We start from the raw sequence: 20,961 nt of genomic DNA, 5'->3' as shown, positions 1-20,961 counted from the left end.
TGCATTGTCATCTTTCTGTCATACAGGATCGCTAGGGTGTGCGCATGAATGATCTGGCCAATTCCCCCATGACTACGACTTCTCCCCCCAAGCGCATTGACTTCAATACGCCTGAACTGCAACGCAAGCGTCGCATTCGCGCGCTCAAAGACCGCCTGACCCGCTGGTACGTCCTTGTTGGCGGACTGGCGGTACTGGGTGCGATCACCCTGATCTTTTTCTTCCTCGCCTATGTCGTGGTGCCGCTGTTCCAGGGCGCCGACCTGACCGTCAAGGACCCGCTGACCCCGGCCTGGATGCAGGACGCCGGCAAGCCGCTGATGTTCTCCCTGGAAGAGCAGAACCAGGTCGGCATGCGTGTCTCCGACAAGGGCCAGGCGCTGTTCTTCGACATCGACAGCGGTGCCGAGCTGCGCAAGGTCGACCTGCCGATCCCGGCCGGCGCCAACGTGGTGTCCATCGGCAAGGACCAGCCCGGCAATCCGCTGGTGGTGGTCGGTCTGTCCAACGGTCAGGCCCTGGTGTTCCGCCACACCTACAAGGTCAGCTACCCGGACGGCAAGAAGACCATCTCACCGGCCATCGAGTACCCCTACGGCGACAGCCCGATCACCCTGAACGAGCAGGGCGGTGCCCTGGAGCACGTCAACCTCAACGCCACTGATTCGTCGCTGATCATCGCCGGTTCCACCGGTGCGCAACTGCATGTGCTGAAGCTGACCCGCGAAGAAAACATGATGACTGGCGAGGTCACCAGCGAGCAGAGCCGCATCGAACTGCCGCAGATGACCGAGGCGGTGAAGGCCATGTACATCGATCCGCGCCAGCAGTGGCTGTATGTGATCAATGGCCGGGCCCAGGCCGACGTGTTCAGCCTGCGGGACAAGAGCCTCAACGGTCGCTACAAACTGCTGGAAGACGCTGACACCGAAGTTACCGCCAGCACCCAGCTGGTGGGCGGCATTTCGCTGATCATCGGCACCTCCAAGGGTGGCCTGGCCCAGTGGTTCATGGCCCGCGACCCGGATGGCGAACTGCGCCTGAAGCAGATCCGCACCTTCCAGATGGGCACCGCGCCTATCGTTGAAATCACTGCCGAAGAGCGTCGCAAGGGCCTCGTTGCCCTGGACGCCGCCGGCAAGCTCGGGGTGTTCCACAGCACCGCCCACCGCACCCTGCTGGTGGATCAGGTGGTGGATGGCCAGGGCCTGTTCGGCCTGTCGCCACGGGCCAACCGGGTGATCGTCGAGGCCGGTGGCAAGCTGCAGCCGCTGCTGCTGGACAACCCGCACCCGGAAGTGTCCTGGAGCGCGCTGTGGAGCAAGGTCTGGTACGAGAACTACGACGAGCCTAAATACGTCTGGCAATCCACCGCGGCCAACACCGACTTCGAACCCAAGCTGAGCCTCTCGCCCCTGACCTTCGGCACTCTGAAGGCGGCGTTCTACGCCATGCTGCTGGCGGCACCATTGGCCGTGGCGGCAGCGATCTATACCGCCTACTTCATGGCCCCGGGCATGCGCCGCAAGGTCAAGCCGGTGATCGAGCTGATGGAAGCGATGCCGACGGTGATCCTCGGCTTCTTCGCCGGCCTGTTCCTGGCGCCCTATGTCGAAGGTCATCTACCGGGCATCTTCAGCCTCTTGATGTTGCTGCCAATCGGCATTCTGGTGGCCGGTTTCATCTTCAGCCGCCTACCGGAGTCGATCCGCCTGAAAGTGCCGGATGGTTGGGAAAGTGCGCTGCTGATCCCGGTGATCCTGTTCGTGGGCTGGTTGTCGCTGTACATGAGCCCGTTCATGGAAAACTGGTTCTTCGGCGGCGACATGCGCATGTGGATTTCCCACGACCTGGGGATCACCTACGACCAGCGCAACGCCCTGGTGGTCGGCCTGGCCATGGGTTTTGCGGTGATTCCGAACATCTACTCGATCGCCGAAGACGCCGTGTTCAGCGTGCCTCGCGGCCTGACCCTGGGCTCTCTGGCCCTGGGCGCCACGCCGTGGCAGACCATGACGCGGGTGGTGATCCTCACCGCCAGCCCGGGGATCTTCTCGGCACTGATGATCGGCATGGGCCGCGCCGTGGGCGAGACCATGATCGTGCTGATGGCCACCGGCAACACCCCGATCATGGAAATGAACCTGTTCGAAGGCCTGCGCACCCTGGCCGCCAACGTCGCGGTGGAAATGCCCGAATCGGAAGTCGGCGGCAGCCACTACCGCGTGCTGTTCCTCTCGGCGCTGGTGCTGCTGTTGTTCACCTTCGTCATGAACACCCTCGCAGAACTGATTCGTCAGCGTCTGCGCAAGAAATACTCGTCGCTTTAAGAAAGGTAGAAGTCTGTGAAACAGAACTCCCTAAAAGACTGGTTCAAGAGCGGCGCCCCGGGCGTCTGGATCAGCGGTGGCGCGGTGTCCATCGCGGTCATCATGACCATCGGCCTGCTGGCGGTGATCGCCGTGCGCGGCCTCGGCCACTTCTGGCCGGCCGACCTGGTGCACGCCAGCTATGACGTGCCGGGCCAGGCCAACCACCTGGTCATCGGTGAAGTGGTGCAGAAGGAAGAAGTGCCCCGGGCGCGCCTGAAGAGTGCCGGTTTGCCGGTGCCCGACCAGGGCCCGGAGTTCATGACCCGGGAGCTGATCAAGGTCGGCAACCGTGACCTGAACGGCAACGACTTCACCTGGATCGTCGGTGAGTGGCTGACCAACCAGAGCTACCCCAAGGAGCTGATGGCCATCGAGCGCCGTGAGTGGGGCAACTTCTACGGCTACCTGGTCAACGTCAAGGAAAGCGGCAAGGTGGTCGCCGAAGGCGAGGCCGCCTGGCCTGAGCTGCAAGCACGGATCAACCGCGTGAACCAACTGGCGGCCCAGCTCAAGAGCCTGGAGAAGTCCGACATCGGCGCGATCAACGCCGGTCTGGAGCGCCTTCGCCTGCACGGTCGCAAGCTGGAGCTGGAGGGCCGGATGAGCCCCGCCGCTCAAGCCGACATGGACGCCGAGCGGGCCGAACTCAATGCCCGTTACCAGGACATCGAAGCCCGGCTCAATGACCTGCACGCCCAGTTCAATCGCGACAGCCTGACCGCCCGCGATGCCAACGGCAAAGAGCTGGAGATCAGCCTGGGCAAGGTGGTGCACGCCTACCAGCCGAATGCCATGGGCACCTTCACCAAGATCGGTTTCTACTTCAGCAAGATCTGGGAATTCCTCAGCGACGACCCCCGTGAAGCCAACACCGAAGGCGGGATCTTCCCGGCGATTTTCGGCACCGTGATGATGACCCTGATCATGGCCATGATCGTCACCCCGTTCGGCGTACTGGCGGCGGTCTACCTGCGTGAATATGCCAAGCAGAACACCCTGACCCGGGTGATCCGCATCGCGGTGAACAACCTGGCAGGGGTTCCGGCCATCGTCTACGGCGTATTCGGCCTGGGCTTCTTCGTCTACGTGCTGGGCGGTTCCGTGGACCGGCTGTTCTTCCCCGAAGCTTTGCCGGCGCCGACCTTCGGCACCCCGGGCCTGCTCTGGGCCTCCCTGACCCTGGCGCTGCTGGCAGTGCCGGTGGTGATCGTGGCCACCGAGGAAGGCCTGGCGCGGATTCCCCGCACCGTGCGTGAAGGTTCCCTGGCCCTGGGCGCGACCAAGGCCGAGACCTTGTGGAAGATCGTCCTGCCGATGGCCAGCCCGGCGATGATGACCGGCATGATCCTCGCGGTGGCCCGTGCCGCCGGTGAAGTGGCGCCGCTGATGCTGGTGGGTGTGGTGAAACTGGCGCCGTCGCTGCCAGTGGACGGCAACTACCCGTACCTGCACCTGGACCAGAAGATCATGCACCTGGGCTTCCACATCTATGACGTCGGCTTCCAGAGCCCCAACGTCGAGGCGGCGCGGCCGCTGGTGTACGCCACCGCGCTGCTGCTGGTGCTGGTGATCGCCGTGCTCAACCTGTCGGCCGTATGGATTCGCAACCACCTGCGCGAGAAGTACAAGGCGCTGGACAGCTAATCGGCTGGCTTCTACAGAACAGAATGATGTCACCGCAGGCCAGACGCCTGCGGTTCACGACAAACGAATTGGTAGCACAGGGAGCATCCCATGCAACACGAAGCACATACTCACGGCATCAACATGTCCGCCCTGGGCCGCGACAAGCAGAGCCTGAGCCTGGAACAAGAGACAGTGGCCATCGAAGTGCCCGGCCTGAGCCTGTTCTACGGCGAGAAACAGGCACTGTTCGATGTCAGCATGAACATCCCCAAGCAGCGTGTGACCGCTTTCATCGGCCCGTCCGGTTGCGGCAAGTCGACCTTGCTGCGGACCTTCAACCGCATGAACGACCTGGTGGACGGCTGCCGTGTAGAAGGCGCGATCAACCTTTACGGCAACAACATCTACCGCAAGGGCGAAGACGTGGCCGAGCTGCGTCGTCGGGTCGGCATGGTGTTCCAGAAGCCCAACCCGTTCCCCAAGACCATCTACGAAAACGTGGTCTACGGCCTGCGTATCCAGGGCATCAACAAAAAGCGTGTGCTCGACGAAGCCGTAGAGTGGGCGCTCAAGGGCGCGGCGCTGTGGGATGAGGTCAAGGACCGCCTGCACGAATCGGCCCTGGGCCTGTCCGGCGGCCAGCAACAGCGTCTGGTGATTGCCCGGACCATCGCCGTGGAACCGGAAGTGTTGCTGCTGGACGAACCCTGCTCGGCCCTGGACCCGATCTCGACCCTGAAGGTCGAAGAACTGATCTACGAGCTCAAATCCAAGTTCACCATCGTCATCGTGACCCACAACATGCAGCAGGCGGCGCGGGTTTCCGACTACACCGCGTTCATGTACATGGGCAAACTGGTGGAATTCGGCGATACCGATACGCTGTTCACCAATCCGGTGAAGAAGCAGACCGAAGACTACATCACCGGGCGTTACGGCTAGAAAGCAGCTGCAAGCCGCACGCTTCAAGCGGCAAGTAACAGCAGTTCAACGCGACGAAACCTATCAACTGGCAGCTTGTAGCTTGCGGCTTACAGCTTTTGTGGAGCAGAACCATGATTTCGAAGGAAGGCCTCACCCACCACATCTCCGCGCAGTTCAATGCCGAGCTGGAAGAGGTGCGCAGCCACCTGCTGGCCATGGGCGGGCTGGTGGAGAAGCAAGTCAATGACGCGGTCACCGCGCTGATCGAAGCCGACTCCGGGTTGGCCCAGCAGGTGCGCGAGATTGACGATCAGATCAATCAGATGGAGCGCAATATCGACGAGGAATGCCTGCGCATCCTCGCCCGTCGCCAGCCGGCGGCTTCCGACCTGCGCCTGATCATCAGCATCTCCAAGTCGGTGATCGACCTGGAGCGCATCGGCGACGAAGCCACCAAGATCGCCCGTCGGGCCATCCAGTTGTGCGAAGAGGGCGAAGCTCCTCGTGGCTACGTGGAGGTGCGGCACATCGGCGACCAGGTGCGCAACATGGTGCGCGATGCCCTGGACGCTTTTGCCCGCTTCGATGCCGACCTGGCACTTTCCGTGGCTCAGTACGACAAGATCATCGACCGTGAATACAAGACCGCACTGCGCGAGCTGGCCACCTACATGATGGAAGACCCGCGCTCTATCTCGCGGGTTCTGAGCATTATCTGGGTGCTGCGTTCGCTGGAGCGGATCGGCGATCACGCGCGCAACATTTCCGAGCTGGTGATTTATCTGGTGCGTGGCACCGACGTGCGCCATTTGGGGCTCAAGCGCATGAAGGAAGAAGTTGAAGGCACAAGTGGCGAATCCGCTAATGTTCCGGATCAAGCTGACGATAAGTAAGAGTGCCCGAGAAGAGCGCCCGGCCCTTTGGCCGGGCGTTTTTGTTTGTGCTCCTCGAATTTGAAAAGCAGCACCCGCGAACGAAAAGTCCCGGCGTGACTGAAGAGTTTTGGCAAAGTGCCATCAGCCAGCGTTATGCTTGCCGGGATTTTTAAAGGGGTGGTCGATGAGTAAGGTAAGTGTGTTGGTGGTGGATGACGCTTCGTTCATTCGTGACCTGGTGAAGAAGTGCCTGCGCAACTACTTCCCTGGCATCAAGATCGAAGACGCGATCAACGGCAAGAAGGCCCAGGCGATGCTCGCCCGCGAAGCCTTCGACCTGGTCCTGTGCGATTGGGAAATGCCGGAAATGTCCGGCCTTGAGCTGCTGACCTGGTGTCGTGAGCAAGAGGCGCTGAAAACCATGCCGTTCGTCATGGTCACCAGCCGTGGCGACAAGGAAAACGTGGTGCAGGCGATCCAGGCCGGGGTTTCCGGCTATGTGAGCAAGCCTTTCACCAATGAACAGCTGCTGACCAAGGTCAAGCAGGCGCTGAACAAGGTCGGCAAGCTCGACACCTTGATGAACAGCGCGCCGACCAAGATGAACTCGGCCTTCGGCAATGACTCCCTGAGCGCCCTGACCGGCGGCAAGCCGGCGGTGGTGGGGGCGGCTTCGGCCCCGGTCAATCCGTTTGCCAAGCCGGCCGCCCCTGCGCCGGCCTCGGCAGCCGCAGCGCCGGCGCGTGGTTTGCTCAACAGCCCTCCGGTCAAGGCGCCGACGCCCGCAGCAGCGGCCAGTGGCGGTCGTGGCCAGGGCCAGCTGCGGTTGTCCAGCGGCAATCAGCCGTGCGTGATCAAGGCCCTGAGCATCAAGGAAGCGTTGCTGGTGGTGAAGCGTACCGACAGCCTGCCTCAAGTGCTGGAGAGCGCGGTGCTGGACCTGGAGCAGGGCGACAACGCTGAAGTGGCGCGGCTCAACGGCTACCTGCATGCGGTGGTGGCGTTGGAGCCCAAGCCGGACAGCGATTGGCTGCAACTGACCTTCCGTTTCGTCGACCAGGACGCGCAGAAGCTCGATTACATCTCGCGCCTGATCGCCCGCGGCACCGCGCAGAAGCATTTCGTTCCCGGCGCCTGATCCTCCCAGTCCGCTTTGTAGGAGCTGGCTTGCCAGCGAAAGCGTCCACAAGAGCAACACAAGGCTTGCGGGTCTCTTCGCCGGCAAGCCGGCTCCTACGAGGATCAAAGCTGCGGAAATCTGCGGAAAACACTTTTCCCGTTGCGGACTTTTGCCTTGCGCTGAGACGGCCTGCTGCACCATCCCGCTATCGAGCGAACCACTCGCAACATAGGCCGTAACCCTCAAGCCGCAAGGCTTTCGCCGTACCCCTCGATACTTTCTGCCGTACGTCCGATTGATCTTTTTGTCCTTGATTTATATCTGTTTGGATATAGATTGCGCGTAGCGCTAAGTGCGCTTTCAGCGCTTGTGGCCATGCCTTGAAACAACCCGGCGCGGCCGGTCCTGGCCGTGTTGATTAGCCTTGTTCCTGGTCATTAACAGGAGAGGTTCGATGCCCAGGCACAAGGATGTGGTGTTTGTCGGGAGCGCGCTGCGAGATCTCCGGGCGTTCCCTGAAGATGCCCGTCGGGCCGCCGGTTTGCAGTTGGATCTGCTGCAGCAGGGTGAACAGCCCTACGATTGCAGGTCGGTGAAGACCATCGGTCCGAGCGTTTTCGAGATCAGGGTCCATGAGGATTCAGGGGCGTTTCGGGTGTTCTATGTGGTCAAGCGGCCGGCAACCATCTATTTGCTGCATGCGGTGCGCAAGACCACCCGCAAGACCGAAGCGCGGGAGATCGAACTGGCTCGCGCCAGATATCAGGAAGCAGGTTCACGCCATGACTGATTCACCGGTTACTCAGCGGTTCACCAGTGTCTGGGATGCCCTTGAGGCCACTCCCCAGGAAGCCGCCAACATGCGCCTGCGGGCCAAGCTGATGCTTGAGCTGGGCAAGACCGTACAAGCCTGGGGCCTCTCGCAGAAGGAGGCGGCCAAGCACCTCAATATCTCCCAGCCACGTCTCAATGACGTACTCAGCGGCAAGATCAACAAGTTCTCCCTCGATGCCCTGGTCAACCTGTCGGAGGCCGCGCAACTGGGCGTGGATATCCATTTCGATGCGTCGGGCACGCACCCTCTGGCCCCGGCCTGATTCACACAAGCTCCATATCCGGCTGTTAGCGTGCCTGCATAACCTGCCAAGAGGCTGCCCAATGCTTGTGCGCCTGCTGCTGTTGTGCGGACTGTCCCTGCTGGCCACCTCGCTGGCGGCGATGACCGTCTACAAATCCGTCGACGCCGATGGCGTGGTGTCCTACAGCGACCGGCCTTCGCCGGGAGCCCAGGCGTTCGTGTTCCGCGATCGCATGGAGGAACACCTGGAGCGCCAGGTGCGCCTGGATATCCAGAAGCACAAGGACGGGGACGCGGTGTATGTGCGCAACGACCTCTACGCGCCGGTGGAGATCGAGTTGGGCTTTGCCGGTTTGCACAACGTCAGTGGAGCGCCCGGAGGCCCGATCCGACAGGTACTGCCGGCCCGCAGCAGGCAGCGCCTGGCGCTGCTCACGGCGATTCGCGCCGATCAGCCCTTGAGCTATGTCCCCAGGTTCCGTTATTCCCTGGGGGACCCGGCAGGCGCCACCCAGGCCTATCGCTACCCGCTGCCCTGGCGCGGCGGGCCGTTTCGCCTGACCCAGGGCGCCAATGGCCAATACAGCCATTTCGGTCCCAGGAGCCGTTATGCCATGGACATCGCCATGCCCGTGGGCACGCCGATCATCGCCGCCAGGGGCGGGGTGGTGGTCAAGACCGAGAATGCGCAGAACGGGCGGGGCGACAACCCGGCGGGCAACTTCGTCCGGGTGCTGCACGACGACGGCACCATGGGCGTGTACCTGCACCTCAAGCAAGGTTCGGTGACTGTGCGCGAAGGGCAGCGGGTGGCGGTGGGCAGCCCGTTGGGGTTGTCGGGCAATACCGGCAACAGCAGCGGGCCGCACCTGCATTTTGTGGTGCAGCGCAATACCGGGCTGGGGCTGGTGTCGATTCCCTATCAGTTCAACCAGCCGCTGGGGGACCTGCCGAATTTTGCCTTGGGCAAGAAATGACCTGCTGCTGTAGGCGCCGGCGTGCCGGCGAACGGGCCAAAGGGCCCGTCAATCCAGCATCAACACCTTGGCCAGGATGATCTTCGGTCCCTTCATCTTCTTGATGATGATGCGCAGGCCTTCGACTTCCAGCACTTCTTCCTCTTCCGGCACCCGTTTCAGGGTTTCGTACACCAGGCCGGCGAGGGTTTCGGCTTCGATATGGTCCAGGTCGATGCCCAGCAGGCGCTCGACCTTGAACAGTGGCGTGTCACCGCGCACCAGCAGCTTGCCTGGCTGATAGGCGAGGATGCCGCGCTCGGTCTTGCGGTGTTCGTCCTGGATGTCGCCCACCAGTACTTCCAGCACGTCTTCCATGGTCAGGTAGCCAATCACCTTGCCGTCGGCTTCTTCCACCAGGGCGAAGTGCGAACCGCCCTTGCGGAACTGCTCCAGCAACTGTGACAGCGGCATGTGCCGCGACACGCGCTCCAGCGGGCGAGTCAGCTCGGCCAGGTTGAACGACTCGGGAATATGGTCCAGGGCCGCCAGTTCCAGCAGCAGGTCCTTGATGTGCAGCAGGCCGACGAACTCGTTGCGCTCGCTGTCGTAGACCGGATAGCGGCTGAACTTGTGGCGACGGAACAGGGCAAGGATTTCCTTGAGCGGCGCGTTGAATTCGACGCTGACCAGGTCCTCTCGGGAGTTGGCCCAGTCCACCACTTCCAGTTCGCCCATTTCCACGGCCGAGGCCAGTACGCGCATGCCCTGGTCGCTGGGGTCCTGGCCGCGGCTGGAGTGCAGGATCAGCTTGAGTTCTTCACGGCTGTAGTGATGCTCGTGGTGCGGGCCGGGCTCGCCCTGGCCGGCAATGCGCAGGATGGTGTTGGCGCTGGCATTGAGCAGGTAGATGGCCGGGTACATCAGCCAGTAGAACAGGTACAGCGGTACCGCCGTCCACAGCGACAGCAGCTCGGGTTTGCGGATCGCCCAGGATTTGGGCGCCAGCTCGCCGACCACGATGTGCAGGTAGGAAATGATGAAGAACGCGGTGAAGAACGAAACGCCGCGGATCACTTCCGGGGAGTTCACGCCTACGGCGCCCAACAGCGGCTCCAGCAGGTGGGCGAACGCCGGCTCACCGACCCAGCCCAGGCCCAGGGAGGCCAGGGTGATGCCCAGCTGGCAGGCCGACAGGTAGGCGTCCAGCTGGCTGTGCACGGTACGCAGGATCTGCCCGCGCCAGCCGTTCTTGTGGGCGATGGCTTCGACTCGAGTCGAGCGCAGCTTGACCATGGCGAACTCTGCGGCAACGAAAAAGCCGTTGAGCAGGACCAGGATCAGAGCAAAAAGAATCATGCCGAAGTCGGCGAACAGAGACGCGAGGGTGAAACCAGGGGAAGGGTCCATGATGGAGTTTTGCGGGTTCCGTGTATTCGAAGAAGAAGGAAAGGCGGTACCTGAATGGCAGGCACAAGTGACGCAATGTAGCGGCTGACGGGGCGATTGCCTAGGGGCAAACCACGGTCAGCGCTGTTCGGTAAGGCTGCCAGCTGCGGCTTTTTTAACCTGGGCCGGGGCGAAATGGCAGGTAAAGGTACTGCCGTGGCCCAGTACGCTGCTGATTTCCAGGCGTGCGCGATGACGCAGCAGCACGTGCTTGACGATGGCCAGGCCCAGGCCCGTGCCGCCGGTATTGGAGTTGCGGCTCGAATCCACGCGGTAGAAGCGTTCGGTGAGGCGCGGCAGGTGCTTGCTGTCGATGCCGATCCCGGAGTCTTGCACGCTCAGGTGCGCGCCTTGGTCGTCGCCCCACCAGCGGATGCGGATATTGCCTTCGGCCGGGGTGTATTTCACCGCGTTGAACACCAGGTTGGAGAAGGCGCTGCGCAGTTCCGCCTCGCTGCCCTTGAGCTGTACCGAGGCGTCGGCTTCCAGGGTGATGCGCTGGTTGCGCTCCCCGGACAGGGCCTGGGCATCGCTCTTGATCGATTGCAGCAGCCCATCGATGGGCACCGGCTGGTTGTCCGAGGGATAGTCGGTGGCTTCCAGCTTGGCCAGCAATAGCAGGTCGTTGAGCAGGGTCTGCATGCGCCCGCCTTGCTGCTGCATCTGTTGCAGGGCACGGCTCCAGCGCGGATTCACTTCCTCGACGTTGTCCAGCAGGGTCTCCAGATAGCCGCAGATCACCGTCAACGGGGTACGCAGTTCGTGGGACACGTTGGCGATGAAGTCCTTGCGCATCTGTTCCAGCTGGTGGATGCGGGTCACGTCGCGCACCAGCATCAGGTGCTCATTGTTGCCGTAGCGGGTGATGTACAGCTGGATGCGCACCCGGTCGTTGGCCGGGGAGGGGATCTCCAGCGGTTCGGCGTAGTTGTCTTGCTCGAAGTATTCCTTGAAGCGCGGATGGCGCACCAGGTTGGTCACCGGCTGACCGCTGTCCTGGGGCGTCTTGAGGCCCAGCAGGGTTTCGGCGGCGCGGTTCCACCATTCCAGGTTGCCGTCGCTGTCGAGCATGATCACCGCGTCTTTCAGGGCCGCGGTGGACTCCTGGACCCGGTCGATCACCGCCTGCAGGCGCCCGCGCACCCGTTGGTCGCGGCGTTGCAGGTGATAGATGCTGTCGAACACCTCACCCCACAGGCCATAGCCGTCGGGCGGTGCTTCGTCGGGTTGATGCAGGCGCAGCCATTCGTGCAGGCGCAGCAGCTGCTTGAGGGTCCAGGCCAGGTAGAGCCCTAAGCCGGCGGCCAGGCTCCAGCCGTAGTAACCACTGATCAGGCCCACCAGCAGGCAGCCGGTGATCAACAGCAGCAGGTGGCGAATCAGGGTGCCATGCCAGTTTTGATTCACTTGAAACACGTCCGTGGGGGTGAAGCAGCTCCGAGCTGCAAGTGTTGAAGCGGTCACTCATCGGCGCGCCGCTTGTTGCTTGCCGCTGTTGTCAGGCCTTGGTGGAAAAACGATAGCCGGTGCCGCGCACGGTTTGTACCAGATTCTCGTAGGCGTCACCCAGGGCTTTGCGCAAGCGGCGGATGTGCACGTCTACGGTGCGTTCCTCGACATACACATTGCCGCCCCAGACCTGATCCAGCAGCTGGCCGCGGGTGTAGGCACGCTCCTGGTGGGTCATGAAGAATTGCAGCAGGCGGTATTCGGTGGGGCCCATTTCTGCCGGCTTGCCGTCGATGGTCACCCGGTGGCTGATGGGGTCCAGCAGCAGGCCGCCGACTTCGATCGGCGCTTCGCCATCGGTAGGGCCGGCGCGGCGCAGCACGGCCTTGAGGCGGGCCACCAGCTCACGGGGCGAAAACGGCTTGGTGATGTAGTCGTCGGCGCCGACCTCCAGGCCCTGGATCTTGTTGTCCTCTTCACCCTTGGCGGTGAGCATGATGATCGGGATGTCCCCGGTCAGCTCGTCGCGCTTGAGGCGTCGGGCCAGCTCGATGCCGGAGGTGCCGGGGAGCATCCAGTCCAGCAGGATCAGGTCCGGCTTGCGGTCGACGATAATGGCATGGGCCTGCTGAGAGTTCTCTGCCTCCATGCAGTCATAGCCGGCCATTTCCAACGCAACGGCGATCATTTCGCGAATCGGCGCTTCGTCGTCAACGATCAGAATGCTTCTGCCAACCATGCTGGAACCTCTTGTCATTTAACTGTCTTGCGCCGCATTAGATAACGGAATTATTGCAGTCGTGTGACAGTATTTCAGGTCGCGAGGCGCGGTGCAGCTTCGTCGACTACGCTTTGGGTCCGATTCCTGACAACCACAAAAGAAGGTTTCCATGACTCTGTTCAAGCAATCGTTGAAAGTCCTGCTGGTAGGCGCTGTCCTGGCCTTGCCGACATTTGCCCTGGCCGCCGACCCGGCGATGAGCAAGGACGGCGTGCTGGTCAATCTCCAGGGCATGACCCTCTACACCTTTGCCAAGGACACCGGTGGCAAGTCCATGTGCAACGACAAATGCGCCGCCAACTGGCCGCCGCTGATGGCCGAGGGCAGCGACAAGGACATGGGCAAGTGGACGGTGATCAAGCGTGACGACGGCAAGATGCAATGGGCTTATGACGGCAAGCCGCTGTACAGCTTCGTGATGGACAAGAAGGCCGGCGACATGACCGGTGACGGCAAGATGGACGGCGCCTGGAAGGTCGCCAAGTCCGACTGACCTTTTCGGGTCGTTCGCAGCCTGCGGCAGCGGCTACACCGATCTCTGTAGCCGCTGCTGAGCCATGGCGAAGCTGCGAAAAGGCCCGCAGGGCCTTGCTTGACGCTCTAGCGCAACGCGTAATCCAGGACCACGCCGATAAAGATCGCCATGCCGGCCCAGTGGTTGTGCAGGAAGGCCTTGAAGCATTTCATCCGATCGCGATCTCGGGTGTACCAGAACTCCCATGCAAAACACGCCGCCGCCACCAGCAGCCCCAGGTGGAACCAGCCCCCCAGATGGAAGCGTGCGCCGGCCAGCAGCAGGCAGCCCAGGGACAAGCCCTGCAGGGTCAGGATGATCACCCGGTCGGCATCGCCGAACAGGATCGCCGTGGACTTGACCCCGATCTTCAGGTCGTCGTCGCGGTCGGTCATGGCGTAGTAGGTGTCGTAGCCCACGGTCCACAGCAGATTGGCGATGTACAGCAGCCACGCACTGGCTGGCAGTTCGCTGTTCTGCGCGGTGAAGGTCATCAGAATGCCCCAGGAATAGGCTGCGCCCAGGACCACCTGTGGGTAATAGGTGTAGCGCTTCATGAAGGGGTAGCAGGCCGCCAGGGCCAGGGCGCCGAACGACAGCCAGACCGTGCTGGCGTTGGTGCACAACACCAGCAGGAAGGCTGCGCCCATGAGGAGCGCGAACAGTGCCAGGGCTTCCTTGGCGCTGACCTTGCCGGTGGCCAGGGGCCGTTGGTCGGTGCGCTTGACCTGGCCGTCGACCTTGCGGTCGGCGAAGTCGTTGATGGCGCAGCCGCCGGCTCGGGTCAGGATCACGCCGAAGGTAAAAATCAGCACATGGCTCAGGGAGGGCTGGCCCTCGGCGGCGATCCACAGGGCCACCAGGGTCGGCCACAGCAGCAGGTAGATGCCGATGGGCTTGTCCATGCGGGTCAGTTGCAGGAAGTCCCAGGCCCGTGGATGCAGGCGATTGAGGGATTTGAGCAGGCTCAGGTACATCAGCAGGCCTCCGGTTGGGCTTCGATGGCGCGCCACAGGCTGGGCAGGAAGACCTCGGCGACCAGCAGGCTCAAGGGGCCGCGATCGAAACGCGAACGCCGGCCCCAGAGCCCTTCGGTGGCCACAGCGGTGGGCAGCCAGGCTTGCGGATAGCGGCAGACTTCGATGGGCTGGCGGGTAAAGGCTTCATCGCAGAACAGCAGTTCCCCGAGGGAGCGGCTGCCCAGTTCGTCGATGTTCAAGCCGCCTTGCTGCAAGGCGCTGCGGGCGGCCACGCTGCGGGCGAACACCCAGGCTTCGCCGTGGCCCCGCAGGTACACCTCGCGAACCCAGCCTTCACTCTGTTCGGGCAGGCCCAGGGCCACGCACTCGTCGTTGCGCAGGGTTTGCCATTCCTCCACCAGCGGCGTGACGCTGAAGCCGTCGCGGGAGAGTCGGGTCAGGCGCCGGGTCAGCGACCCTTCATCGAACAGCCAGTTGGCAACGGCTGAGCCGGGGAAGGGGGACAGACGGCTTTGCACCAGCCAGGTCGGGGCCGGTGCGGGGGGCATTGAGTGCGGCACAGTGGGTCAGTATTGGCAGCAAATGAGGCGGCGAGCTTAGCATGGCAACCGCCGGTTTTGATTGATCCAGGACGCCTGGCAGCACGAACGTGCTTGCATCTGCCGGTAGTGATCAGTAAAAAACCCCAGTGCCGGACGCTGATCAGCGTGGCCTTTAGAGTCGATCCATCGACCGAGCCTGAACTCCCGAGGAAATGCATCAATGAAAAAGTGGCAATGTGTGGTCTGCGGCCTGATTTATAACGAAGCGGAAGGCTGGCCGGACGACGGTATTTTGCCGGGTACCCGTTGGGAAGATGTGCCTGAAGACTGGCTCTGCCCTGACTGCGGCGTGGGCAAGATGGATTTCGAAATGATCGAGATCGCCTGATCGAATTCTGTGGATTGAACGACCAATAACAAGGAGCAGGGAATGAGCGCACCGGTGGTGATCGTGGGAACAGGTCTGGCGGGTTACAACCTGGCCCGGGAATTTCGCAAGCTCGACGGCCAAACGCCGTTGTTGCTGATCACTGCCGATGACGGCCGTTCCTACTCCAAGCCGATGCTGTCGACCGGTTTTGGCAAGAACAAGGACGCCGACGGCCTGAGCATGGCCGAGCCCGGCGCCATGGCCGAGCAGCTCAAGGCCGAGGTTCGCACCCACACCCGCATCAGCGGTATCGACCCGGGCCACAAGCGTTTGTGGATTGGTGAGGAGGCGGTGGCCTACCGGGATCTGATCCTGGCCTGGGGCGCGGAAACCGTACGGGTGCCGGTGCAGGGCGACGCATCCGAACTGATTTTTCCCATCAACGACCTGGAAGACTACGCACGCTTTCGCGCCGCGGCGGCGGGCAAGCGGCGGGTGCTGTTGCTGGGGGCCGGGCTGATCGGCTGCGAGTTTGCCAACGACCTGATCCTTGGCGGCTACAGCGTGGACCTGGTGGCCCCGTGCGAACAGGTGATGCCGACCCTGCTGCACCCGGCTGCCGCGGCGGCGGTCCAGGCCGGACTGGAAAGCCTGGGCGCGCGCTTCCACCTGGGACCGGTGCTCAACCGCCTGCAACGCTGCGCCGACGGCCTGGAAGCCCATCTGTCCGATGGCCAGGTGATCGCCTGCGATCTGGTGGTCTCGGCCATTGGCCTGCGCCCGCGCATTGATCTGGCCGCGGCTGCCGGGTTGGTGGTCAATCGCGGCGTGGTGGTGGACCGCGAGCTGAAAACCTCCCACGCCAATATCTATGCCCTGGGCGATTGCGCCGAGGTCGACGGCCTCAACCTGCTGTACGTGATGCCGTTGATGAGCTGCGCCCGGGCCCTGGCGCAAACCCTGGCCGGCAAGCCCACCGCAGTCAGCTACGGGCCGATGCCGATCACCGTGAAGACCCCGGTCTGCCCGCTGGTGGTGTCGCCACCGCCACGGGGCGCCGAAGGTGTCTGGACCGCTGAAGGGCAAGGGGCCGACATCAAGGTGCTGTGCCGTGACGCTAGCGGCCAGCTGCTGGGTTACGCCCTGACCGGGGCGGCGGTGATGGAGAAACTGGCCCTGAACAAGGAACTCCCGGCCCTGCTGGCTTAAATACCGGTCGTTCTGTCGGAATAACCGGGTTTTTGCACCTACAAAGGTCGTGGCAAGACTGGCGCCACTCTCAAGCGCGTGCCATCCTCACTCCCGTCTGCCGCAGCGTAGAGCCTGCGGCGCCTTGGGCGCTGTTCCCGTGAACAGCACGGACATAACAACAAAAAACCGTCAAAGAGGCTTCACACTATGCGTAAACCAGAACTCGCCGCAGCCATTGCTGAAAAAGCGGACCTGACCAAAGAGCAGGCCAATCGCGTGCTCAACGCCATCCTTGAAGAGATCACCGGGGCTCTGCACCGCAAAGACAGCGTCACCCTGGTTGGTTTTGGCACCTTCCTGCAACGCCACCGTGGCGCCCGCACCGGCAAGAACCCGCAAACCGGCGAGCCGGTGAAGATCAAGGCCAGCAACACCGTGGCATTCAAACCGGGCAAGGCGCTGAAAGACAGCGTCAACCCATAAGCATTGAGCGAGCTCCCGGCAGCGGGAGCTTGCAGGGGAAAATAGGCACGCCGAGCGCATCGGGTGCCTATTTTTTTTGCCCGCTGATTGCTTGCGCATCAGCTTGCGAAGCCGCGGTGGCGTGGCTAGGATGCGCGATTGTCCGACACGTGATCTAAGGCCAAGGATGACCCGTTCCACTGACAAACCCCCGGCACGGGTGGCCGCGTTGCGCTACCTGGGGCGCCCCGATATCGCCGCCATGCTACTGGGCTGCATCCTCTCCCTTGGCCTGTCATCGGCCTTTGCCGGCAGCGACTCGCGACTGGCCCAGATCGGCTATCGCGAGGCCCTCAACTGGTTCCACAGTCAGAAATACGACAGCGCCGGCGTCTGGCTCTGCGGCTATTCCCTGGCCCGCGAGGACTACAGCGTGGCGCCCAAGGCGCCGCGTTTGCTGGTGGAAGTGGATGAGCGCTTTCTCTACCTCAAGACCGGCGGGCAACTGGTGGAACTCACCGGCGCCGCCCAGGGCCCCGAGCGCAGCGAGTACCAGAATGCCGGCGCCCATATCCGCGTCACCCTGAACATCCTCAAGCGCAACAACTTCAGCGAGTACCAGGAATCCCACGACCGCCAGGTGCTGGCAAAGATCGAGATGAACGATCAGATCCAAACCCTGACCCTCAAGGGGCAATCGTGCGGTACTTGAGCCGGGTGGGCCTGAGCCTGCTGCTCAGCGCTTGCACCCTGCCGGCCCTGGCCGATGAGGCCAATCCGGGTCAAGGCTGCTACGGCTACCTCACCGAAATGGTCAGGAGCAGTGATTTTCCCTACCGCGACTTCGCCACTCCAGAGCGGCTCAAGCTGCTGATCGACCGCGATGATGGCAATGAACTGAGCCTGCAGCTGTTCTACGAAACCTCCGGCAGCGGGGTCATCGGCTGGGTTCGCTACGACGTGCCGCAGCAAGCGCTGTGGAATGTCAGCATCGATCCCGAAGAGCCCCAGGCCCTCAAGTTCGACCGGCGCTTTGCCCAGGCTTACGCCTCCTGTCTGAAAGCACGCTGAGCCTGATCCGGGTGCCTTTGCCGGGCTGGATCGGTTTGTTCAAAGTTGCCGACGGGTTCCTTGATTGTTGCCGGTCATTGCTTGAAAATCCGCCGCTGTCCGACCCCCTCAGCATGGAACGCGAACCTCTTGTCCTCTTACCGCATTCAAGAAGCCGACCTCGACATCCCTGACGCCTGGCAGGACCAGAGCATCAATATCTTCAAGCTGCCGGCTGTGGGCGGCGCCCAGGAAGCCAGCTTCGTCATCAGCCGCGACCCGAGCCAGGGCGACGCTTCATTCGCCGATTACGTGGCCCGGCAGCTGAGCGGTGCCGAGCAGCAACTGCCGGGCTTCACCCTGATCAAGCGCTGGGAGTTCGACATGCACGGCCACGCCTCGGTCCTGCTGGACTACAGCTGGAAACGCGAAGGTCGCGAGCTGATGCTGCGCCAGGTGTTCATCGAGCGTAAGCCGGCGGTGCTGATCACCACCTTGACCACCACGCCGCAAGACCTGGTGCACCACGAGCCGGCCTGGAAACAGGCCATGCAGAGCCTCAAGCCTCAGCCTTCGCGGGCCTGATCCCTTCGCTGAGTAGCGCACCATGGATATGTTGGCAGCAGCGCGCCTGGGGGATGAGATCGCCCACGGTTTTGGCGTGGCGGCGATGGTGGCGGGGGCCGTTGTCGGTGCCCTGATTGGCGCCGCGGTGGTGGCGGCGACCGTGGCCACCGGTGGCGTGGCGATCGCCATCATCGCCGGGTCGGTTGCGGCCGGCGGTTTGTCGATGTTCCAGATCGCCAAGGGCCTGAGCACGATCTTCAACCTGCCCGAACCCAGCACGGGGGTGCTGGTGGAGGGCAGCTTCAATGTCCGCATCAACCTGCGCAAAGCCATGCGCGCGGGCCAGGATCACTCGTCCTCGTGCAGTGGCCTGCCGCTGAATCATCCGATCTGGCCGTTCCCGGTGCTGATCGCCGAGGGCAGCGTCAAGGTCACCATCAACGGCAAGCCCGCCGCGCGCCTGCAAAGCAAGATGGTTTGCGGCGCCCACATCAAGACCGGCAGTGAAAACACCTTCATTGGCGGGCCCACGGTGCAGGTGGCCTTCGTCCTGGATATCGAAGGCTGGATGCACACTGGGCTGGAGGCATTGGGGCTGTTGGCGGCCGGCGGGGCCCTGGTATTGGCGGCCTGCGCCGGAGCGGCGGCATTTTTCGGGGCCCTGGCCATTGGTGGGGTGATGTTCGCCGGGATGTCCCTGCTGGGTGACCTGGGCGATCGCCTGGGCCCCGGCTATCGTGACTTGCTGCAAGGCGTTGCCGGCATGGCCTTGCTGGGCCTGGGGCCGAAGATGGCCAAGGGCATCAAGCCGCCTCAGTTCAAGCCCGGCTTCAGCGAGGCGGATATCCTGGCGATTCCCAAGGGCTCGCGCCCGGACCCTTCGGAATACCTGACGCCCCAGTTTATCTCCAAGCACCTGGCGCAGTTCGACAAGGGCGCCTCGCGCCTGATGAGCAAGGGCAACCTGGACAAGTACGGCATCGGCCAGAAGGACGGCACCTCGTTTATCGCCCCCAGGCACGAAATCGACCAGTTGCTGGCCCGCACCAAGGGCAATCCCCGGGCGCTGGAAGACGCCCTGGGCCTGCCGAAGAACTTTTTCGAATCCGGTGGCGAGCTGGTGCGTGTCGACCTGCCGAAGCCCCGGGACATGAACCTGCGCATTCCCTCAGGCAACGAGGCCGGCGCCAACGAGAGCTGGATCCCCGGTGGTAAGCTGCCCGAGGGCACCAGCGAGGCAGTGATCGACGCCGGCGGCCTCAAGACCAGTGACCTGGACTGGAAAATCCTCACCTTCTAAGGACCGAAATGAAATTCAACGATCTGTTTGTCAGCCGTGAAGAGATGTTCTCGATGGGCATCGAAGAAGTCTCCGGCCAGCACTACGTCTCCTTTCCGGTCAGCAACGGCATGGTCGATTACGAGGAGTACTACGCCATCGACCAGGCGACCTTTGAGCTGTTCCAGAACGACCTGCAAGCCGCGCTGGAATTTGTCGCCCGCGCCAGGAAGCGCGAGCTGGATCAGTTGCTGATCATCCAGCCGGGGAAGAATCGCGGTACCGCGATCTGACCCGGCTTCGCCTTGGCATCAGGCCTGGTTGCGGTATGGCATGAAGCGACCTTCGGCCCGGTAGAGGCCCAGGCCTTTATCGCCCTTGAAGCCTGTGTCGATCAGGCCATCGGCCAGGGCGCCCGAGATCAGCAGGTCCCCCGAATCCGGTTCCCTGGCGATCTGCTCCATCCCGGCGACGCTGTCGAGGAACCAGGTCTTGTTGAAGTAGAGAAGGGTGCCGTCGTCCGTCCGTTCCGCTTCGGAGCACGTGTGGTCGATGGCCTTGACGGCCTGGATGGCGTTGACGATGTAGTACGGCTGGCTGACCTCCTGGTGGTCGGCCACCAGGCGCAAGGGCTGGATCAGCTCGACATCGGCCGGCACCTGCTGGTGGAGAAAGTCCGCCAGGCGCGCCGACACCAGGGGAATGCCCCCCAGCAGCCACAGGCAATCATGCTCCAGCAAGCGCTCAGCTCAGCGCCGCCAGGAGTTGCTTGTTGAACGACTCTTTCAGTTCCTGGTTGTTGGTGTAGCCCAGGGTCTGCTCGCTCAGAATCTTCGCTAGCGTTGCGTCGTCCGGTTGGATTGCGTTGGTATTCAAGGCGATAACAATCAGCGGGACCGGATAGGCGTAATACTTTGGCCTCTCGATGACATCGTTCACCAGTGCGGGGCTGACATTGAGGAGGTTGTACAGGATAGGCAGGTGAACATCCTGGAGCCGGCGCAGAATCACCTGGCAGGTATTTTCAATGCCTTGTTCGGTCACGGGCAGCAGTGGACAGCCGTCTTTTTCGCTGACCGTCGACATGCAGTAGAGCAATTTCGGATTGGCCAGGTTGGACGGGTAGGGCGGGCTTATCCGCTCGATCTCCGCCTGCAGGGCCGGGTGTTCGACAAAGATGATGATTTCGTAGGCGCGGGTGTTGGCCAGGTACTCGAAATGCAAGGTCGCCACGGCGCCCGATTCTTTATGTGCAATCACCACTTTGTTCCGGGTGACTTTGACTCCGGGATAAGCCGAGAGCTCGCTCTTCAAGAAAAGCTGGAGTGCCTTTTCGAAGTTGCTGCGCAATTCCTTGGTGTCTGCTTTCATTTCTC

General features: G+C 62.6%; 24 protein-coding genes. 17 read left to right on the top strand and 7 right to left on the bottom strand.

From position 1 onward, the window contains the following. Positions 1-44: 44 nt before the first annotated feature. From DWF74_RS15255 to DWF74_RS15220, 8 genes are all read left to right on the top strand, one after another. On the top strand, positions 45-2,330 hold the full coding sequence (locus DWF74_RS15255) for an ABC transporter permease subunit (protein WP_115581226.1): 2,286 nt from the start codon (positions 45-47) through the stop codon (positions 2,328-2,330). A 15-nt stretch (positions 2,331-2,345) separates the two neighbouring features. Beyond that, positions 2,346-4,016 (top strand): phosphate ABC transporter permease PstA, encoded by a 1,671-nt coding sequence (gene pstA / locus DWF74_RS15250; protein ID WP_102862317.1) that lies wholly within the window; start codon positions 2,346-2,348, stop codon positions 4,014-4,016. A gap of 90 nt (positions 4,017-4,106) precedes the next feature. Beyond that, on the top strand, positions 4,107-4,940 hold the full coding sequence (pstB, locus tag DWF74_RS15245; RefSeq protein WP_115581225.1) for a phosphate ABC transporter ATP-binding protein PstB: 834 nt from the start codon (positions 4,107-4,109) through the stop codon (positions 4,938-4,940). 113 nt (positions 4,941-5,053) lie between these two features. Next, positions 5,054-5,815 (top strand): phosphate signaling complex protein PhoU, encoded by a 762-nt coding sequence (gene phoU / locus DWF74_RS15240; RefSeq protein WP_025130765.1) that lies wholly within the window; start codon positions 5,054-5,056, stop codon positions 5,813-5,815. Positions 5,816-5,981: 166 nt separating this feature from the next. Next, a complete protein-coding gene (locus DWF74_RS15235) occupies positions 5,982-6,935 on the top strand; it encodes a response regulator (protein WP_102862315.1) in 954 nt (317 codons plus the stop codon). A 436-nt stretch (positions 6,936-7,371) separates the two neighbouring features. Continuing rightward, a complete protein-coding gene (locus DWF74_RS15230; protein ID WP_115581224.1) occupies positions 7,372-7,707 on the top strand; it encodes a type II toxin-antitoxin system RelE/ParE family toxin in 336 nt (111 codons plus the stop codon). Further along, entirely contained in the window at positions 7,700-8,014 is a 315-nt protein-coding gene (locus DWF74_RS15225) for a helix-turn-helix domain-containing protein (protein WP_115581223.1), read from the top strand. The genes DWF74_RS15230 and DWF74_RS15225 overlap by 8 nt, the downstream gene beginning before the upstream one ends. A 61-nt stretch (positions 8,015-8,075) precedes the next feature. Then, a complete protein-coding gene (locus tag DWF74_RS15220; RefSeq protein ID WP_115581222.1) occupies positions 8,076-8,972 on the top strand; it encodes a peptidoglycan DD-metalloendopeptidase family protein in 897 nt (298 codons plus the stop codon). A gap of 48 nt (positions 8,973-9,020) precedes the next feature. Here the strand turns inward: DWF74_RS15220 and DWF74_RS15215 are convergent, their stop codons facing one another. The 3 genes from DWF74_RS15215 to phoB all read right to left on the bottom strand — a co-directional run bounded on the left by DWF74_RS15215 (position 9,021) and on the right by phoB (position 12,588). After that, positions 9,021-10,361, bottom strand: a complete 1,341-nt coding sequence (locus DWF74_RS15215; RefSeq protein ID WP_102862311.1) for a hemolysin family protein — start codon at positions 10,359-10,361, stop codon at positions 9,021-9,023. Between the two features lie 117 nt (positions 10,362-10,478). Continuing rightward, positions 10,479-11,807, bottom strand: coding sequence for a phosphate regulon sensor histidine kinase PhoR (phoR, locus tag DWF74_RS15210; RefSeq protein ID WP_102862310.1), 1,329 nt, complete (start codon positions 11,805-11,807; stop codon positions 10,479-10,481). 91 nt (positions 11,808-11,898) lie between these two features. Next, positions 11,899-12,588, bottom strand: coding sequence for a phosphate regulon transcriptional regulator PhoB (phoB, locus tag DWF74_RS15205; RefSeq protein ID WP_003177195.1), 690 nt, complete (start codon positions 12,586-12,588; stop codon positions 11,899-11,901). A 151-nt stretch (positions 12,589-12,739) separates the two neighbouring features. Between phoB and DWF74_RS15200 the strand changes: the two genes are divergently transcribed. Further along, on the top strand, positions 12,740-13,123 hold the full coding sequence (locus DWF74_RS15200) for a COG4315 family predicted lipoprotein (RefSeq protein ID WP_102862309.1): 384 nt from the start codon (positions 12,740-12,742) through the stop codon (positions 13,121-13,123). Between the two features lie 107 nt (positions 13,124-13,230). On the opposite strand, the gene ubiA is transcribed toward DWF74_RS15200, so the two are convergent. Next, positions 13,231-14,121 (bottom strand): 4-hydroxybenzoate octaprenyltransferase, encoded by an 891-nt coding sequence (ubiA, locus tag DWF74_RS15195; protein ID WP_115581221.1) that lies wholly within the window; start codon positions 14,119-14,121, stop codon positions 13,231-13,233. Beyond that, entirely contained in the window at positions 14,121-14,684 is a 564-nt protein-coding gene (locus DWF74_RS15190) for a chorismate--pyruvate lyase family protein (protein WP_102862307.1), read from the bottom strand. Before DWF74_RS15190 ends, ubiA begins: the two co-directional genes overlap by 1 nt. 202 nt (positions 14,685-14,886) lie before the next feature. Between DWF74_RS15190 and DWF74_RS15185 the strand changes: the two genes are divergently transcribed. From DWF74_RS15185 to DWF74_RS15150, 8 genes are all read left to right on the top strand, one after another. Beyond that, positions 14,887-15,054, top strand: a complete 168-nt coding sequence (locus DWF74_RS15185) for a rubredoxin (RefSeq protein ID WP_025130776.1) — start codon at positions 14,887-14,889, stop codon at positions 15,052-15,054. Positions 15,055-15,096: 42 nt separating this feature from the next. After that, a complete protein-coding gene (locus DWF74_RS15180) occupies positions 15,097-16,245 on the top strand; it encodes an NAD(P)/FAD-dependent oxidoreductase (protein ID WP_102862306.1) in 1,149 nt (382 codons plus the stop codon). 189 nt (positions 16,246-16,434) lie between these two features. After that, positions 16,435-16,710, top strand: coding sequence for an HU family DNA-binding protein (locus DWF74_RS15175; protein WP_102862305.1), 276 nt, complete (start codon positions 16,435-16,437; stop codon positions 16,708-16,710). Between the two features lie 166 nt (positions 16,711-16,876). Continuing rightward, positions 16,877-17,401, top strand: coding sequence for a hypothetical protein (locus tag DWF74_RS15170; RefSeq protein ID WP_102862304.1), 525 nt, complete (start codon positions 16,877-16,879; stop codon positions 17,399-17,401). Then, complete coding sequence (locus DWF74_RS15165) at positions 17,389-17,760, top strand: hypothetical protein (RefSeq protein WP_115581220.1); 372 nt, start codon at positions 17,389-17,391, stop codon at positions 17,758-17,760. Before DWF74_RS15170 ends, DWF74_RS15165 begins: the two co-directional genes overlap by 13 nt. Positions 17,761-17,889: 129 nt before the next feature. Further along, positions 17,890-18,324, top strand: coding sequence for a DcrB-related protein (locus DWF74_RS15160; RefSeq protein WP_102862302.1), 435 nt, complete (start codon positions 17,890-17,892; stop codon positions 18,322-18,324). 22 nt (positions 18,325-18,346) lie between these two features. Next, on the top strand, positions 18,347-19,606 hold the full coding sequence (locus DWF74_RS30805; RefSeq protein WP_115581219.1) for a PAAR domain-containing protein: 1,260 nt from the start codon (positions 18,347-18,349) through the stop codon (positions 19,604-19,606). A gap of 8 nt (positions 19,607-19,614) precedes the next feature. Next, complete coding sequence (locus DWF74_RS15150) at positions 19,615-19,878, top strand: hypothetical protein (RefSeq protein WP_102862300.1); 264 nt, start codon at positions 19,615-19,617, stop codon at positions 19,876-19,878. Positions 19,879-19,896: 18 nt separating this feature from the next. On the opposite strand, the gene DWF74_RS15145 is transcribed toward DWF74_RS15150, so the two are convergent. Continuing rightward, positions 19,897-20,325 (bottom strand): imm11 family protein, encoded by a 429-nt coding sequence (locus tag DWF74_RS15145; protein WP_115581218.1) that lies wholly within the window; start codon positions 20,323-20,325, stop codon positions 19,897-19,899. 4 nt (positions 20,326-20,329) lie between these two features. Beyond that, positions 20,330-20,956: a hypothetical protein gene (locus DWF74_RS15140; RefSeq protein ID WP_115581217.1), complete on the bottom strand. Its 627-nt coding sequence runs from the start codon at positions 20,954-20,956 to the stop codon at positions 20,330-20,332. Between the last annotated feature and the right edge of the window lie 5 nt (positions 20,957-20,961).

Origin of the sequence: Pseudomonas protegens, assembly GCF_003363755.1 — a bacterium.
GTDB classification, from domain to species: domain Bacteria; phylum Pseudomonadota; class Gammaproteobacteria; order Pseudomonadales; family Pseudomonadaceae; genus Aquipseudomonas; species Aquipseudomonas danubii.
This window is presented reverse-complemented; position numbering and strand designations above follow the sequence as displayed.